The following is a 16907-nucleotide window of genomic DNA, read 5'->3' as shown; positions in this document are numbered from 1 at the left end:
TAAGAATTCTGGTTCTACAAATACAGATTTGAATTACCCTTTCACCTCCCACGCTAAATTACCTTCTAATGCAATAATCCTAATTCCGAGTAAGGATGTCAACAAGTAGCATCATTATTTAATAATATTTTTCTGCCCCCAGGAAATATATTCCTCACTATTCAATCCATATGCTATATTAATAGGATCACAGGATTTTCATATCAAGTACATAAAAGGAGACATTATGAAAAAGTTTACTTATCTTACTCTTATGGGATGTCTGGCCGTCCTGATCGGTCTATTCTCGTTCACTACTCCTACTTCCGCCGCTGCTGCTGTGTCTTATACGCTCTTTGTGGATGGCTCGATTTCATCTGCGAAAACTCCGGCAGTTGTAGAGAAGAATGTTACACTCGTTCCGATGAAAGCTGTCCTCGCTGATCTGAAATATGTCACAACCGTCGATAAAAAGACAAAGGCCATTACTGCCAAAAATTCAGCGGGATCATTCATCACCGTAAATCTAGGCAGCAAAAAAGCGAAAATCAACGGAACTAATGTCAACCTTGCTGCACCAGCCAAGACATTGAACGGAACCACCTATATTCCTTTGTCAGCGGTGAAGCAGTTAACTGGAAAGCAGATCGGATTGGATGCTTCTCAGGGTATCGCCTGGATTGGTGAGAAGCCGGGAACCGATAATGTTCCGATCTGGGGATTAACTCCGGAACAAGTTAAATCAGTAGCCGGGTATTCGACGCTTATCGATGAAGGCGGCCAAGGCGATATTTATATGCTGTTGTACCAGCATTCCATGGAAGACCCTGAAGAGCTATATATATTCTATAAGAATAAATTAGCCAAAGTGGTCTTTAGCCCCGACATTTCCGGTCTTAACGAAGACGGGTTAGTTGGCTTCTATGATGGAGCGTTCGATAGTTTAGTTAAAAGTTACGGGCAACCTATCACAGATGTCGTTGGCGCTTATGAGGATACACAAGAACAGATTCCTCTCTTCGATGGGGGCTATTATATGAGCGAATGGAAGAAAGGCGACACTTTGATCACTCTCTTATTGCAAGGTGACGAAGATGGGTATTCGGTAAGCATGCAGTATGTGAAGGCATCGATCGAAGATCAAGTTGAGGCTGCATTGGATGCCATTCAATAAATAGAATGATCCCAACTCTATCAGAAGACTTCCCTCTCGGAAGTCTTCTTTTTTTCACAATATTTCCTCAAAAATCCTCTTTAACATCAAATCCCCAAAATTCAGCAAACAATTTTCAACATTTCCGGATATTTAGAAAATTATTTTCTAAAAGCGTTTACAAATTAAATTTATTTTGTTAGCCTAATAGCAACACAAGCTATTAACTTGCGAAAAAGGAGCGAAGAACCTATGAAGCAATATGACGTAGTTGTAATGGGCGGAGGCATCTCTGGGGCTATGGCTGCCATTGCGGCATCCAGAACCGGGGCGAAGACGCTGATTGTTGAGTCCCACGGATTCCTTGGCGGCACTCTAACCGCCAACGGTGTCGGGCCGATGATGACCTTCCATGCTGGTGAGAAGCAGGTCATTCAAGGTTTCACCGGGGAATTGATCGAGCGGCTGAAGCAGTTGGGCAAATCTCCGGGGCATATTTTCGACACCGTCGGATTTACATACTCGGTTACCCCATTTGATGCCGAAGCAATGAAGCATGAACTGGAGCTGATGGTAACGGAAGCCGGCGGAGATATATTGTATCACACGATGCTAGCAGGCGTTAATACCGAAGATGGCCGCATTACAGGCATACAAGTCTGTAACAAATCCGGGCTTAGCGACATTCATGCCTCCGTCTTCATCGATGCTACAGGTGACGGCGACCTCTCAGCCTTGGCAGGAGTCGAGTACACCAAAGGACGTGAATCCGACGGAGCGACACAGCCGATGACCCTTAAGATGAAAATGTACAACGTCGATATCCCAAGGGTCAAGGAATATATTCACGCTCATCCAGAGGACTTCCCACTATACAACGGGGATACCTCCATTATTGAGAAGTCCCCTCGCCTTTCAGTTGGCGGTTTTGACAGCCTGTTCAAAACTGCCAAAGAGCGGGGTGAAATCTCCATACCGCGTGAAAATATTCTGTTCTTCGAGACCAATAACCCGGGCGAGGTCATCCTCAATACGACACGGATTATCGGATATGACGCGACCAACGCGCACAGCCTCAGCCAGGCAGAAATGGAAGGCCGCAAGCAGTGTCGTGAGCTGGAGCTGTTTGTCCGCAAATACATTCCCGGCTTCGAACATGCGGTTGTCGAGTCCACTGGACCAAGCATCGGCGTGCGCGGATCGCGCCAGATCAAAGGCATCTACACGCTGACGGCCGAGGATATTTTGCAGCAGCGTCTGTTCGAAGATACGATCGCTCACTCGGGCTATCCCATCGACATCCATAGTCCGGACGGCGAAGGCACCAAGCATGAGAAGCTGGAATGGGGCGGCGTATACAGCATTCCGTATTCCTGCATGATCACCGCTTCCATGCCCAACCTGATCGTGATCGGCCGCTGCATCTCGGCCACCTTCGAAGCGCAGGCAGCGATGCGAACCACCCCGACGACAGGCGCCATCGGTCATGGCGGCGGAGTAGCAGCAGCCCTCGCGGCGCTCGAGCACAAGAACGTCCAAGATGTAGACATCAAGCAAGTTCAATCACTTCTCAAAGAGCAAGGCGCTTACTTAGAAGTTTAGTATAATCACCCATTTGGAGAGGGGAAATAAAATCAGATGACAACGACAATGTGGTTGCAAGCCATCGGTATTTTGCTCGTATTTCTGGTGTTTGTCGGGCTGATGATGACGCGCAAGCTGCCGACAATTCTGGCTCTGCCCTTAATGGCGATTGTGTTCGCCATCATCGCGGGCGTGCCGCTGCTATCGAATGATCCTGAGGCGACGTCCATCGCCAAGACCATTCTGGCTGGAGGCTCCATGAAGCTATCTGGCGCGATCGCCGGGCTGATCTTCGGTGCCTGGTTCGGTCAGATTCTGAACAAAGTCGGTATTACTAAATCCATTATCCGCAAAGCGGCCGAGTTGGCCGGAGATAAACCTATACTTATAGCTATTCTATTTTTCATCACCGCATCCATTATTTTTTCCGCGGCAGGAGGACTGGGCATGGTCATCCTCGTCGGCACCATCGTTATCCCGATTATGCTGACGGCGGGGATCTCCCAATTCGTCGCTTCCATCGTTGTTCTGCTAGCCGTTGGCGTCGGCTCCCTGTTCAACGTATCCAACTGGGCTGTATACGTCGATGTGCTTGGTCTTTCAGTTGAGCAGATCGCCGACTACACGTTGGTTGTAGCTTCCCCGCTGATCCTTATTGCCTTGGCCATGATCGTCTTCTATATTCGAAAAGACGGCAAAGGCCGCAAAGCCTGGGCGATGCCAGCAGCAACACCTGGCGGTGGCGACAAGAAGGTACCTGCCATTGCCCTGATTAGTCCGCTTGTACCAGTACTGCTCGTATTTATCTTCAAGATCGATATCGTTCCGGCGGTTATTGCTGGCGCACTTGTTACGATTCTTCTTACTTGGCCGAAGCGTCCGGTTCATATCCTCTCCAGCGCACTTGTGGAAGGAATTCAGGACGTTGCTGGCGCGATGGGACTTATGATCGGAATCGGCATCCTGCTCAGCTCAGTAATGTCGCCGCAAGTATCGGCGGTCATCTCGCCGCTGATCGAGTCCGTGCTGCCGAATACACCATTGATGTTCATCCTGTTCTTCACGATTCTGTCGCCGCTGGCTATCTATCGCGGACCGCTGAACGTATGGGGCCTTGGCAGTGGTATCGCCGCCCTGTTCGTATCTGCCGGCATGACTCCGGTCGCTGCCATGCTCGCCCTGCGCGCAGTCAGCAACGTGCAATCCGTGTCCGACCCTACGAACTCGCATAACGTATGGGTAGCCGACTTCACGAAGAGCGACATCAACGAAATTCTGAAGAAGACACTGCCATGGACGATGGCGTCCGTCCTGATCGCCGTTATCATCGGATCGTTTATGGTGTTTTAAACCTTAAAAGTGGACTTTTTTGAATTACCTTTATAGATAAAACCGGGTAAGGGCCTTGCGCAGAGTTTCTATTGAAGCTCGAGCAGAAGGTCCTTGACCCGTCAACTGGAGGAGGACATTATGGGGAGAACGAAAGTAAGGGTCGGCATTGACGTCGGCGGTACGTTTACCGATGCGGCACTGATCGACAATGAGACATTTGAAGTCATCGAGAAAATGAAGATCCCGACCACCCACCATGACCAAGACGGTGTGGCCAAAGGGATTGTGCAAATACTGGAGCGGATTCTAAGCAGCAGAGGCATCCAGCCCGAAGACGTAACCTTCATCGCCCATGGGACAACGCAGGCCACCAATGCCCTGCTCGAAGGAGACGTAGCCCGCGTCGGCATCATCGGTATGGGCTCCGGCATCGATGGGCTGAGCGCCCGCTCCGAATCCAATCCGGGCGATATCGAGCTGGCTCCGGGCAAGTTCCTGCATACTTTCCATACGTATCTGGACTCCAAGAACATGACAGATGAGCAGATCAACGGGGCCATCGATGAATTGGCGGCCCAGGGCGCTGAGGTGATTGTCGCCTCTGAAGCATACAGCGTAGATGACCCCACCAACGAACTGCGCGTGGTGGAGCTGGCGAGCCGCAAGGGCTTGTACTCCACAGGCGGGCATGAGATCAGCCAGCTCTATGGCCTGAAGACACGGACACGCACGGCGGTCGTTAACGCCTCCCTCATCCCGAAAATGATGGAGACCGCCAATATGACCGAGAAGTCCGTTAAGGATGCTAACATCCAGTCCCAACTTATGATAATGCGTTGCGATGGCGGTGTTATGAGTATCGATGAAGTACGCAAGCGTCCGATTCTGACGATGCTGTCCGGTCTTGCTGCCGGGGTCGCCGGGGCGCTGATGTACGAGAAGATCTCCGATGGGATTTTCTTCGAGGTCGGCGGAACGAGTGTCGACATCTCCGTCATCAAGAACGGGAAAGTCATGATCAAGAATGCCGAGGTCGGCGGCCACCGCACCTACCTGCAATCCCTGGATGTACGTACGCTTGGCATCGCCGGCGGCAGTATGATCAAGGTAGCTGGAGGCAAGATCACGGACGTTGGACCGCGAAGCGCGCACATTGCCGGTAAAGAATATGAAGCCTTCGCTCCGACCGAGAATATTGTCGATCCGAAGGTAAAATTCATCAGCCCGCGTGAGGGCGACCCTGCTGAATACGTGATCTTCGAATGCGCCGGAGGCAAGGAGTATTCCTATACGCTCGCCGGAGCGGCCAATATTCTGAACTACATCCCTGAGGGCGATTATGCTCGAGGAAATACAGAAGCGGCGTTAAAAGCCTGGAAAGCACTGGCCGATCATGTTGGACTAAGCATAGAGGAAACCGCCAGACAAGTCATGAATATCGCTATCGATAAGACGATGAAGACCGTCAACGAGATGATTGCGGACTATGAGCTGGACCGTAGCTTCGTCACGCTGGTAGGCGGCGGCGGCAGCGGCGCGGTGCTCATCCCGGCAATGGCAGATCGCGAGGGCTTCAAATCGCAAATCGCCAACAATGCTCCTTACGTCTCTACGATCGGGGTTGCGTTAGCCATGGTGAAGGAGCAGCTGGAGCGTACAGTCGTTAATCCGACCGAGGAAGATATTAAGCGCATCCGCGCCGACATCATTGAGCGCATCGTGCAATCCGGCGCTTCCGAGGAAACCGTCGAAGTCAGCATCGAGATCGACAGCCAGAAGAACATTCTACGCGCGATGGCGACCGGCTCCACCGAGCTGCGCTCCAAGGATCTGGGTCAGGAGGCCATGTCCGTAGAAGATATGAAAGCCATTGCTGCTAGCTCGATCGACCAGCCGCTGGAATCGACGGCGCTTGCTGCACAGACTGGACGCTGGAACCTGTTCGTGAGCGAGAACGTGAAGAAATCCTTTTTTGGCCTGTTAAAAAAGAAATCCAGCTCGGTCAGCGTTCTCGACCGCGAAGGCGTCGTCCGCTTCAAGAAGAACAATGTGCACTATACGAAGCTAAGCAAATCCGCAACAGAAGCGCTGAGCTCATTCTTGGACGATAACACCATTTATTCTGATGCCAATGCTACAATCCCGAAGGTGTTCGTCTTTTATAAGGAGAAAATGCTCGATCTGACTGGTATGCAGACCAAGGAACAGCTTCTGTCCATTCTTGAGATTGAGACCGAAATGCTTAAGCCTGAAGATGAAATGCTGGTTATTGCTTATCAATAGAAATATGATCCGTTAGCTGAATGCGAGGAGGACGATGATGAATGCCGGTGCAAGCTCTTATACCCGATATGCTGCCTGGTCTGTCCGATGAAATCCTGGGCTGTATGGAGCTGCGGCAGGACCCGCTGTTTCATAAAATACCGAAGGAGAAAATTCCCTATTACGTCCATGAGTCGCTTCAAGCCGGACGCTTGGCGGCTGCAGCCTACAAAGGCCACGGCATTCGCGCCATGTGCAGGGAAGCCGGACTTCGTTACGAGATCACCGAGGCTTCCGGTAAATTTCATAACGTCTCCTTCCGCGCACAGATCGATTTCTCCAAGACACCGCCGGAAATCATTCTGTATGCCTCCTCGCTCAAAGGAATGCAGACGGTATGCCAAGAAATCCTTGGTGAACGGTCCAGCAGCGGTGAAGCGGATCTCGACCTTCTGGTCGATATTCATCTGGCCCATGAGTTCTACCACTGGCTGGAGTACCGGGAGCAGTCTTTTACAAATGAGCGGCTTGAAGCGATTGAGGTATTTAAGTTGGGGCCATGGACGAAAAGATCCAGTGTAGTGCAGTGCTGCGAGATCGCCGCGCATGCCTTCTGCAAAGAGCTGCTGGGTCTTCCCTGCCTACCCAATTTGCTGGATTATGCCTATTTAATCGAAGAGAAGCAGCTTCAGGCTGAGGATTTTATGCAGCAGATTACAACTTGCAAATTATGGATATAACGCACTCTCAATACCTCACTCAGTATGATATAATGGGAAAAGCTATTGCCAGACACGCCGGAGTAGTCATTTCCAGCGTTAGATCAGGAGGAGGTATCATGTCTTCACAGGTTCCGGCCGTCATCGCCAAGATCGTATCCCAGACGCAAAAATTAACCTACGGTGAAAATCAGATCGCCAATTTTGTCATACACAATCCGGATTTTATTACGCGCAACACGATCACGGCCATTGCTAATGAAATCGGCGTATCGGAGACAAGTATCAACCGCTTCTGTAAAAAGGTCGGCTTCAAGGGCTTCAACGATTTCAAAATCGCTTTTGCCCAGGACGCCTTCTATCGGGATATGCAGGCCAAGAAAAAAGAGAGACGGGAAATCAATCCCATCGACGCGCTTGCGCTCGATTATAATGAACTGATCGTGAACACATCCGCGCTGGTTACGGAGAAACAGCTCAGCCAGGTGGTGGATATACTGAAGGGAGCCCGGCGCATATTCATTATCGGCATGTTCGATTCTTATCTGGCGGCCATCGCCTTGAAGAATCGCTTGTCCATTATCGGCATTATGGCTGAAGCGATCAACGACAGCCGTGCCATGAAGATCGCCGCCGCCCAATGCGGCAAGGAAGACGCTGTTGTCGCCTTCTCTCGCTCAGGTTCAACCAAGGAGATCGTGGAGACCGTCGCGATTGCGCAGGTCCATCAGGTCAAGACGATTGCGATCACCTGTTATGATTCGTCACCAATTACAGAGAATTCGGACGTGAACATCATCGTACCGGATAAGATATCGGTTAATAACAGCGCGCTGATGTCCAATCACATCACGTTCCTGTTCGTCGTCGATCTGATCATGAGCATCTTCATCTCGTCGGACAAGACTTACCTCAAGAAGAAGCTCGACAGCGAGGCCGTTCTGGCCAGCGATCAAGCGATGACTAACTATTATTTATGAAGCTAAATATGGGTTCAATGAAGAGCGCCCTTTCCATTGCGGAAAGGGCGCTTCTTTATGGATACATCATCCAAACCACTAACGGACCGATGCATGAACCGACAATCGCACAAACCGTCATCGCCACCGAGCTCATGGAGACGGATCGTTCACCATATTCCAATGCTTTTGCAGTTCCCAACGCATGAGAAGCAGTCCCTAGACCAATTCCGATTCCAACTTCACTTTGAATTCGAAACAGCTTGATGATCAAAGGTCCGCCAATCGCGCCCGTAAATCCGGCAATCATGACAAATACAGAGGTTAAGGAAGAGTCCCCACCTAAGCTGCTTGAAATCTGAATGGCTACGGGTGTAGTGATCGATTTAGGTAGTATAGATAGAATATATAGTTTCGAGAATCCTAATCCTGCCGCTAGAAGGAGTCCACTAAACATCCCTACAAGCAGACCTATAACCGTTCCCCCCAAGATCGCTGGGAGATTCTCGACGAGCACCTTACGTTGTTTATATAGCGGGTAAGCAAGAGACACTACAGCAGGACCGAGCAGCTTATTGATCCACTGACCACCTATCATATAGGTGTCATACGGAATATGAAAATAGATGAGTATCCCTACAACAATAACTGTCGCTGTAAGCGCGGGAATAAGTACAGGATTGCGAAATCGTCTATACACCCACGACATCATTAAATAAATAGCTACATTCAGTAGAACAATACCTGTCGCGATAAAAAACATTATATTTCCTTCCCCTTTTCGCTTAATCTCTCGCCACTCCAGCCCGCTTTCCTCTTGCTGTTAAGGCTAGAAAGCCAGTGACTAGAATGTGCAGCTGCAGCAATCGTGAGCACACTGCTAACGATAAGGATCAGGATTAACAGTAAACCTCTCCCACTAAAAATATCCATATGGTTCACAATCCCAGCCGTCGCTGGAATAAAAAATAACGGAAGATAAGCTAATATCGTGGTGGCACCATCTTCTATCCACTTCAAGGGGATGACCTTGAAAAGCAATAGAACAAAGAGTAACAGTAAGCCTACGATACTTCCGGACACAGGAAGATGCAGTTTCTTTTGTAGATATTCCCCAACGATGTAGAACAAATATAGCAGCAACACTTGGATAATAATACGAATGATTTTCATGATGCAAAGATCCCTTCAAATTAAACGACCACCTGCCATAACAGGTGGTTGTAACTCCGACTAAAACTCATTTTAATTGGGCTACCTTATTAAGGGTATCAGAGTTTTCTTGAAAGTGTTAATGATATTCCGAATCTTATATGAAAAAATCATATTAGTTTTATTTAATCTCTTTAATTCTAGTTAAGTCACTGCTGCATAACACTTCAAGATTGTTAAAGATTTTCTCCGCATCCCAATCCCACCACTTCAGTGCTTCGAGATATTCGATCATCTCATCATCAAAACGTTGTCTAATCACTTTACAAGGATTTCCCCCAGCTATACTATACGCCGGGATATCCTTCACTACCGTAGAATTAGCAGCAATGACTGCTCCATTACCAATATGCACCCCAGGCATAACCGTAACATTCTGTCCAATCCACACATCGTTACCGATCACAGTATCCCCTTTTATAGGAAGATCTTTTAAATCCGGAACTGCTTGCTCCCAACCATGAGCCATAATATTGAAAGGATAGGTCGTCACCGAACTCATCCGATGGTTGGCACCATTCATCACAAATTCAATCCCTTTGGCAATCGCACAGAACTTCCCTATGATCAGCTTGTCTCCAATAAATTCATAGTGATGTGTCACATGCTCCTCAAACTTCTCCGCCCCATGGATATCATCATAATACGTATAATCACCTACTATAATATTGTCTCTTGTAATTGCATTTTTGATATAACAGATACTTTTGATTTGTTCATTAGGATAAAGCGCATTCGGATTCGGTCCATGTAATTTCATAGTGTACGCCTCACTCTCTTTTTGGATCAAACATAGCAGGAATCAGATTTCTTTTCAATGAGCATTACATACCGTTAACACCGCATTGATCCCGAGCTAACATTCATCATTTAGAATAGAAGCATGTCAACCGAAGAGAGAGGATCATCATAATGAAGCAATTGGACGAATCCCGCCTCCCTGTCATCGCCTCCATCACCAAGCCCGAACAGATCAATGCCGCTCTGACCAGCCAGGTAGAGCGCGTCATCTTAATGACCGGCGATATTCTACAGATGGGCGATATGATGGACAAGCTGCATCAGGCAGGCAAGCAGGTATACGTACATGTCGAGATGGTTGGCGGCATTGGCCGCGATCATTCCGCCATTCAATATTTAGCAGATACCTTCCATATCGACGGTATTGTATCGACGAAGAGCAACGCGATTACTGCGGCCCGAAATGCCGGTATTTCTTCGATTCAACGCATCTTTGCTATCGATACCGCCGCGGTAGAGACAGCGATTAAGGTGATTACCAGCGCGCAGCCGAATGAAGTTGAGCTGATGCCAGGCTTGATGCCGAGAATCATCGGTGAGCTCAAAGCGCGGATTCAACGTCCCCTGATCGTAGGCGGGCTAATCCGTCACGAGGAAGAGATCCGAACCGCGCTGGATAGCGGCGCAGACTATGTATCGATCGGCGACCAGCGCTTCTGGTAAGCGGGCCGACCTTGAAATACTCCCTTTCTCACTTTCTAACGAAACTGAGTATCGTTATTTGCATCCAAATGGGCCGATAAAAATTCTAACGAAACGGGGTATCGTTATTTGTGTCAATCAGGGACAAAAAAGCGATATTTCGTCAAAATAACGATATGGAGTTTCGTTAGAGGTTCAGCAATTTAATTTCATATATTTCTTTTGGGTGGAGACGATGAGATAACCCAAGGGCACATGACATGCAATCCTAATTCACAGGAGGTGGTATGCGCTTTTGGCTGTTTGTTCAATCGTCTCTTTTTCGTAGTTGTTCAAAAATTCCGCTTTTGATAAAAAAACCTGATCGAGGTCAGTTCAAGGATGAGCGACCGCGTTGCAAAGGTAGGTTTTCTTGCGATATAGAATTTCATCAGCCCGCTGATAACGAATAAATTCTATATCTAACACGAAGTCAATCATGCAGTAATTCAGCATCGAATCTTGAAGTCACCCGGGTCTTCCGGTGCTCACGTACAAACAACGTACGCTCCGCTCCTCAGACCCTAGCTTCATCCAACTGAAGCGTTTTGAAAAAACGCACATCGTAAGCATAAGCTTCGGTGCTGAAAACCGGCCTTTTTGAACTCTCATTTTAAATTCTCTTTTAAACTCTCATTTTAAAATCCAAATCTCGATCAAGGAAAGGAGTTTTCATATCCATGAAAACATTGAAATGGTTAAACCCGGTACTCGCCATCATCCTCACTCTGACGCTGGCGGCGTGCGGCGGTAATACAAATACAGCTGGCAGCGCTGATGCGGCTGGCAAAGGAAATAACTCTTCCGCACCAGTAGCTGACTCCGGTCTCAAAGACGACACTACGCCCGTAAAGATCCAATACTGGCACGCTCATGGCGATGCTCAGATCGAAGGCTTGAATAAAATGATCGAGGCTTTCCAAGCTAAATACCCGCATATTACGGTAGAACCGGTATTCCAAGGCGGCTATGACGATCTGCACAAAAAACTTCAGGCAGCCGTTGCCGCAGGCGATGTTCCTGCCGTAACAAATGTCGAAGTCGCTTCTCTACCGAATTTTGCTGACAGCGGCGTGTTCGCCGATCTTACGCCTTGGATCAACCGCGACGCAGTAGATACCAACGATTTTGCCAAAGGAATGCTGCAGGCTTACGCCTACAACGGCAAGCAATTCGGCTTCCCACTGATCGTCAGCACGAGCGTATTCGTGTACAACAAGACTTTGCTTGACCAGCTTGGCGTACAACCACCGCAAACCTGGGATAAGATTGAAGCTTTTAACGAGAAGGTAACTGAGCGCAAGGACGGCAAGACGACACGTTATGCTTTTGCTGTTCCTGGTTGGGACACTTGGTACTATGATCCTTGGTTGATTAATGGCGGTGGCCAGATTCTGAATGAGGAAGGCCAAGCGGCTGTTGATACACCGGAATCGCTGCGCTACGTGCAGAATTTCCAGAAGTGGATCAAGGACGGCTCGATGCAAATGGGCTACGGCAAGGGCGCTTCGGACAATATGCGCCAGATGTTCCTCGGCGGTCAAATTGCAATGGTGGAGCATACTTCGGCGATGCTGAAGACTTACCGTGAAAATGCCAGCTTCGAGGTTGGTGTATCCTTCCTGCCTGGCGACAAGACTCGTACCTCCAACATCGGCGGCGCCGGAATCGTGATCATGGACGGAGCTAACGATCTGGAGAAGGAAGCTGCTTGGAAGTTCGTGGAATTCATGACCGCTGCAGAGAACAATATCGGTTGGGCGGAATCGGTAGGCTACCTGCCAACTCGCAAATCGGCGCTTGAGACGGAAGAAGGCAAAGCCTATTTTGGTCGCTGGCCGCAATATAAGGCTGTATTCGACAACTTCGACAACGTTACTCCACGTCTGCAGCACCCGGCTTATCCGGAATTCAGCTCCGTGTATAAGGAAGTAATCGGCGAAATGGTTCTGAACCAGGCTGACCCTGCACAGCTGATGCCGGAAGCGGCCAAGAAAATGAATGAAATTCTTGAGGATTATGAATGATGATGAACAGCAATTCGCAATCTGCTCAATTGATCAGGGAGACGACCGCCAAGGCGGACGTCTCTCCTCACACCAGTAAGAAGTATCTTCAATGGATAGAGAAAGCCAAAGACTTCGTGTTTGCCGTCCCGGCGCTGATTTTCCTTGGCGTGTTCTTGTATTACCCACTGATGAACTCGGTCTATATCAGCTTCACGAACTGGAATATGACCAAGCCGGTGAAGAAATTCGTCGGCACGGACAACTATGTCAAGCTGTTCAAGAATGAGGATCTGTACCAGTCGCTTAAGGTCACCCTACATTACACGCTGCTGGATGTCGTGCTAACCTTGACGATCGGCCTGATGCTGGCGCTTCTTTTTAACGTGTTTCGCTCTAAAATGTATGCGGTCATGCGCGGGATTATCTTCATGCCGCATTATATCTCCATGGTCATTGCAGCGATGGTATTTACCTGGATTTACAATGGACAATACGGTTTGCTTAATCGTGTCACTGATCTCATGGGATTTGAACCGATCCAGTGGTTGACCAACCCATCCACGGCGCTGCCCGCACTAGTCGCGGTCTCAGTCTGGAAAGGCGTCGGCTTCGCCATGATGCTGTTCATCTCCGGCATGCGCGGCATCCCGAATGAATATTATGAGGCCGCCGCAATCGACGGCGCATCCGGGCTGAGCCGCTTCCGGTATATTACGCTGCCGTTGCTGTCGCCAATGACGCTATTCCTTGTCATTACGACCTTTATCTCGTCCATGCAGGTGTTCCAGTCCATCGACATTATGACCAACGGCGGACCGCTGCAAGCAACGAATGCGATTGTCTATTGGATCTACACGATGGCCTTCACGGAATTCAAGACTGGCAGAGCCTCGGCACTGGTCATGATCTTATTCGTCATCATCCTTGTACTGACGATCACCCAATGGCTCGTCAGCAGAAAGCAGGTGCACTATGAGGGATAGCAGAATGGCCGGGGAGAAGCAGCACCGTCTGCGTTTCACCCTGCGTACGATGCTTGGCGTTGCGGTGACTGTTCTGATCTTTTTCCCGATCTATTGGCTTCTGATCAGCTCCTTCAAGACACAAGCGGAGATGCGGCTGGCTGTGCCAACGCTATGGCCCAAGTCATTCCATTGGAGCAATTATGCCGAAGCGTTCCGGGTCATTCCCTATGCCCGCTTCTTCATGAATACACTGGTCATGTCAGTCGGTATCGTCATTCTCCAGCTCAATGTTGCACTGATGGCGGCCTTCGCTTTCGCCAAGGGAAGGTTCTGGGGCAAGGAAGTGCTGTTCTTCCTCGTCCTGGCCGCGCTCATCGTGCCGGATCAGGTTACCTTCGTACCAGTCTATGTCATGATGTCGAAGGTACACTGGCTCGATACGTTCTGGGCGCTCATCGTTCCAAGCGGAGCCTCGGCTTACGGAATCTTCCTGCTGCGGCAGGCGTTCAAGTCGCTTAACAACGATGTGCTGGAAGCCGCCCGAGTCGACGGTGCCGGCAGATTCACGATACTCTATCGCATCCTGCTGCCGATGGCTAAGCCGACGGTGGTTACGCTCGGGGTGCTGACTTTCATCTCATCCTGGAACTCTTACTTCTGGCCACTGATTATGACCAACACGAACAATATGCGCGTGCTGTCGGTCGGCATCGCCATGCTGCGCGACTCGATCGCCGGGGACGAAGCGATGTACTTCCACATCATCATGGCCGCCAGTGTCATGGCGATCATCCCGATCGTGCTCGTATTTACGATCATGCAGAAGCATATCGTCTCGGCTATGGCTAATTCGACATTTAAATAACGGAAGTGCATATACCCATCAACGGTTCAATTACAAATAAGCCAGCACGACAGCAGAACCGACCATTGATAGCCCCATTGGGATATTACATTGCCTGATCATGTGTGTATCTCTTCATACAGAAAAAATAGCTGCTGCAGCACACTTATTTGGACAGAACGCCATGAAAATCAACAAATAACTGCGATTATACAACTATTTGTCGAATTCGACCCGGTTTTGAGCGGAGGCAGCCTAAATAAGTGCATAACAGCACTTATATGCTGGATTGAGCTCATAATTGGCTGGAATAGTTGTAAATAAGCACTTATTTACGCTCCAGTGATCCTGCGATCCTGTGATCTTATGATCCTGTATTCCTGTGATTCTCTACAAGAGAAACACCCGTGCGTCGGCCCAAATAAGTGGATAAGCTACACTTAAAATCTCTAATCAGAGGGCTATGGCGATAATAAGTGGATTTAGTACATTTAAAACCCGCGCGTGTTCGTAGAATGGGTGAAAACAGGAATTTTAAGTGTACATTTTATAACTAAAACATCGTTGGTGCTGATCGTCACTCATTTAGTTGCACTTTTTACACTTAGGCAAGTTAGTAAGGTACTAGTTTGATATGTACAGAAGTTTAATTGGCTCATGCTGCCTCTTAAGCCGCACAAGTTACGGTGGAGAATAGAGACAACCTTCTAACTGACGCGGAAGACCTATAACAGAAGGGATGTTGTTCGTGAATCCAATTCGACTCATCGTTAGCGATTTGGACGGTACATTGCTCTCCGCCGATCATGCCTTGCCAAGCTCTACAGCAACTGCCATTCGTGAGTACGTCAGCCGGGGAGGCTGCTTCACACTGGCGACTGGACGGCCTTTTATTACAGCGCGCCCGATTATTCAGCAGCTGGGACTCGATCTACCGATCATTCTCTGCAACGGCGCCGTATTGGCCCAGGCTAACGGGATGCCGCTTGAACGCTCCGGCATTTCCCTAGCCAGCCTATATAATCTGCTTAACGCAGCGGATCAGTCCGGGCTAGATGTGCTGCTTTTTTGCGGGGACGAGGTACAGACCTTGGCTAGAAATATAAATATCGCTGCTTATGAACGAAAAGAAGGCGTTACTTGCTCTCTCTTCAATCTGCATGAAATCCAGGAATCCGGCACGGAGATTGAAAAGGCGATTTTGCTCGGCCCGGTTGAACTAAGTCGCCGTTTGTTTGCCGAGTTCGCAGACCGTCCTCCGGCACTTCACTCCTCTATCGCTGCTTTTCAATCGGAGGACAATTATCTCGAGTTGGTTCCAGGCCAAGTCAGCAAAGGTACTGCCCTGCAGAGATTAGCAGCAACGCTGGACATTCCATTGGATCAAGTGATGGCCATCGGGAACCAGCTCAATGATCTGCCAATGCTAGAAGCGGCGGGTATTGGTGTAGCTGTTGCTAACAGTCCGGATGAATTGAAGCAAGCTGCCGACTATGTCTGTGGGGCTAGCTATAGCGAGGGAGTATTGGAAGCAATGGAACGTTATATAGAAGCTGTTGATCCGCAATTTTCGAAATTATATAGAGAAGCTGGAGGTATGAGAAATGTCTAAAATACATGGAATTGCTCACCGTGGCTACCCACATAAGCATCCGGAAAATACGCTGCGCGGCTTCCGGGCCGCACTCGAATTAGGCTTCGATCATCTAGAACTGGACGTGCAATTAACGAGCGATGGCGTACCTGTGGTTATCCATGACGCGACCTTGGACAGAACGACGAACGGGCTAGGCCTGGTCCGTTCTTATACATTGCAAGAATTGAAGCAGCTGGATGCCGGAGACGGGGAGCGAATTCCGACTTTGGAGGAAGCGCTGCTGCTCTTGAAGGATCGACTGACCGTCGATATCGAGCTGAAGCAAACTGGGGATGCCATGCCCGGCCTGGAGCAGACTGTGCTGGATGTCATTAATCGCCTAGGTATGAAGGATCAGGTGATTCTCTCCTCCTTCGATCATTACTCCATCGAACGGGTAAGAGAGCTCGACTCCGAGATCGCCATAGGCCTGATCTCTTATGGAGCTTCGGCTTCCCTCTTCCCTTATCTCGCGCAGCTTCACGGCAAATATTTGTCCGTTAAGCATGTATATGTTACTCCGTCCTTCATCGAACGCTGCCGCGAAGAAGACGTCCGGCTGATGGTTTGGACTCCTGATGATGAAGCCTCCCTTCGGGTATGGTCCGAGTATCCTGACCTGCTCGTCTGCACGAACAATTTGGAGGGCTGGATTTCCGTCACAGAAGCAAGACAAGCCCAGCTTTCTTAAGATAAATATTGTATTTAAAACAACAACTGGCATTCTTTCAAAGTTGGACATTGTAACAAATCCAACTCCAAGAATGCCAG

Annotated in this window: 15 protein-coding genes; 12 read left to right on the top strand and 3 right to left on the bottom strand. The window is 49.1% G+C overall.

Going from position 1 to position 16907, the window contains the following annotated elements; genetic code table 11:
• Positions 1-226 precede the first annotated feature (226 nt).
• From EI981_RS05560 to EI981_RS05535, 6 genes are all read left to right on the top strand, one after another.
• Positions 227-1153: a copper amine oxidase N-terminal domain-containing protein gene (locus EI981_RS05560; RefSeq protein WP_126996168.1), complete on the top strand. Its 927-nt coding sequence runs from the start codon at positions 227-229 to the stop codon at positions 1151-1153.
• Positions 1154-1360: 207 nt separating this feature from the next.
• The gene (locus tag EI981_RS05555) at positions 1361-2734 is read left to right on the top strand and encodes an FAD-dependent oxidoreductase (RefSeq protein ID WP_227011707.1); all 1374 of its coding nucleotides are present in this window, start codon (positions 1361-1363) and stop codon (positions 2732-2734) included.
• 36 nt (positions 2735-2770) lie between these two features.
• Positions 2771-4066, top strand: a complete 1296-nt coding sequence (locus EI981_RS05550) for a citrate transporter (RefSeq protein WP_126996166.1) — start codon at positions 2771-2773, stop codon at positions 4064-4066.
• A 120-nt stretch (positions 4067-4186) separates the two neighbouring features.
• Entirely contained in the window at positions 4187-6331 is a 2145-nt protein-coding gene (locus EI981_RS05545) for a hydantoinase/oxoprolinase family protein (RefSeq protein WP_126996164.1), read from the top strand.
• 41 nt (positions 6332-6372) lie between these two features.
• Positions 6373-7050 carry a hypothetical protein gene (locus EI981_RS05540; protein WP_126996162.1) on the top strand — a complete coding sequence of 226 codons (678 nt, stop codon included), beginning with the start codon at positions 6373-6375 and terminating at the stop codon, positions 7048-7050.
• Positions 7051-7148: 98 nt separating this feature from the next.
• Positions 7149-8009 (top strand): MurR/RpiR family transcriptional regulator, encoded by an 861-nt coding sequence (locus EI981_RS05535; protein ID WP_126996160.1) that lies wholly within the window; start codon positions 7149-7151, stop codon positions 8007-8009.
• A 55-nt stretch (positions 8010-8064) separates the two neighbouring features.
• On the opposite strand, the gene EI981_RS05530 is transcribed toward EI981_RS05535, so the two are convergent.
• The 3 genes from EI981_RS05530 to EI981_RS05520 all read right to left on the bottom strand — a co-directional run bounded on the left by EI981_RS05530 (position 8065) and on the right by EI981_RS05520 (position 9960).
• The gene (locus EI981_RS05530; RefSeq protein ID WP_126996158.1) at positions 8065-8751 is read right to left on the bottom strand and encodes an LrgB family protein; all 687 of its coding nucleotides are present in this window, start codon (positions 8749-8751) and stop codon (positions 8065-8067) included.
• Positions 8751-9161: a CidA/LrgA family holin-like protein gene (locus EI981_RS05525; RefSeq protein ID WP_068782473.1), complete on the bottom strand. Its 411-nt coding sequence runs from the start codon at positions 9159-9161 to the stop codon at positions 8751-8753. Before EI981_RS05525 ends, EI981_RS05530 begins: the two co-directional genes overlap by 1 nt.
• Before the next feature lie 160 nt (positions 9162-9321).
• Positions 9322-9960: a Vat family streptogramin A O-acetyltransferase gene (locus EI981_RS05520; RefSeq protein ID WP_068782474.1), complete on the bottom strand. Its 639-nt coding sequence runs from the start codon at positions 9958-9960 to the stop codon at positions 9322-9324.
• Positions 9961-10112: 152 nt separating this feature from the next.
• Between EI981_RS05520 and EI981_RS05515 the strand changes: the two genes are divergently transcribed.
• From EI981_RS05515 to EI981_RS05490, 6 genes are all read left to right on the top strand, one after another.
• On the top strand, positions 10113-10664 hold the full coding sequence (locus tag EI981_RS05515) for a glycerol-3-phosphate responsive antiterminator (RefSeq protein WP_126996156.1): 552 nt from the start codon (positions 10113-10115) through the stop codon (positions 10662-10664).
• A gap of 698 nt (positions 10665-11362) precedes the next feature.
• A complete protein-coding gene (locus EI981_RS05510; RefSeq protein WP_126996154.1) occupies positions 11363-12709 on the top strand; it encodes an ABC transporter substrate-binding protein in 1347 nt (448 codons plus the stop codon).
• Positions 12710-12711: 2 nt separating this feature from the next.
• Positions 12712-13674, top strand: coding sequence for a carbohydrate ABC transporter permease (locus EI981_RS05505; RefSeq protein WP_127004392.1), 963 nt, complete (start codon positions 12712-12714; stop codon positions 13672-13674).
• Positions 13664-14521 carry a carbohydrate ABC transporter permease gene (locus EI981_RS05500; RefSeq protein WP_126996152.1) on the top strand — a complete coding sequence of 286 codons (858 nt, stop codon included), beginning with the start codon at positions 13664-13666 and terminating at the stop codon, positions 14519-14521. Before EI981_RS05505 ends, EI981_RS05500 begins: the two co-directional genes overlap by 11 nt.
• Before the next feature lie 727 nt (positions 14522-15248).
• On the top strand, positions 15249-16112 hold the full coding sequence (locus tag EI981_RS05495; protein ID WP_162616094.1) for an HAD family hydrolase: 864 nt from the start codon (positions 15249-15251) through the stop codon (positions 16110-16112).
• Positions 16105-16827: a glycerophosphodiester phosphodiesterase gene (locus EI981_RS05490; protein WP_126996148.1), complete on the top strand. Its 723-nt coding sequence runs from the start codon at positions 16105-16107 to the stop codon at positions 16825-16827. Before EI981_RS05495 ends, EI981_RS05490 begins: the two co-directional genes overlap by 8 nt.
• The last annotated feature ends 80 nt before the right edge of the window (positions 16828-16907 follow it).

The organism is Paenibacillus lutimineralis (assembly GCF_003991425.1).
GTDB classification, from domain to species: domain Bacteria; phylum Bacillota; class Bacilli; order Paenibacillales; family Paenibacillaceae; genus Fontibacillus; species Fontibacillus lutimineralis.
Note: the sequence above shows the minus strand (reverse complement) of the source record. Positions and strands in the feature narration are given on the sequence as shown.

Coding starts and splice junctions, on each gene's coding strand:
- EI981_RS05560 (WP_126996168.1), top strand. CDS start 227: ATGAAAAAGTTTACTTATCTTACTCTTATGGGATGTCTGGCCGTCCTG.
- EI981_RS05550 (WP_126996166.1), top strand. CDS start 2,771: ATGACAACGACAATGTGGTTGCAAGCCATCGGTATTTTGCTCGTATTT.
- EI981_RS05545 (WP_126996164.1), top strand. CDS start 4,187: ATGGGGAGAACGAAAGTAAGGGTCGGCATTGACGTCGGCGGTACGTTT.
- EI981_RS05540 (WP_126996162.1), top strand. CDS start 6,373: ATGCCGGTGCAAGCTCTTATACCCGATATGCTGCCTGGTCTGTCCGAT.
- EI981_RS05535 (WP_126996160.1), top strand. CDS start 7,149: ATGTCTTCACAGGTTCCGGCCGTCATCGCCAAGATCGTATCCCAGACG.
- EI981_RS05530 (WP_126996158.1), bottom strand. CDS start 8,751: ATGTTTTTTATCGCGACAGGTATTGTTCTACTGAATGTAGCTATTTAT.
- EI981_RS05525 (WP_068782473.1), bottom strand. CDS start 9,161: ATGAAAATCATTCGTATTATTATCCAAGTGTTGCTGCTATATTTGTTC.
- EI981_RS05520 (WP_068782474.1), bottom strand. CDS start 9,960: ATGAAATTACATGGACCGAATCCGAATGCGCTTTATCCTAATGAACAA.
- EI981_RS05515 (WP_126996156.1), top strand. CDS start 10,113: ATGAAGCAATTGGACGAATCCCGCCTCCCTGTCATCGCCTCCATCACC.
- EI981_RS05510 (WP_126996154.1), top strand. CDS start 11,363: ATGAAAACATTGAAATGGTTAAACCCGGTACTCGCCATCATCCTCACT.
- EI981_RS05505 (WP_127004392.1), top strand. CDS start 12,712: ATGAACAGCAATTCGCAATCTGCTCAATTGATCAGGGAGACGACCGCC.
- EI981_RS05500 (WP_126996152.1), top strand. CDS start 13,664: ATGAGGGATAGCAGAATGGCCGGGGAGAAGCAGCACCGTCTGCGTTTC.
- EI981_RS05490 (WP_126996148.1), top strand. CDS start 16,105: ATGTCTAAAATACATGGAATTGCTCACCGTGGCTACCCACATAAGCAT.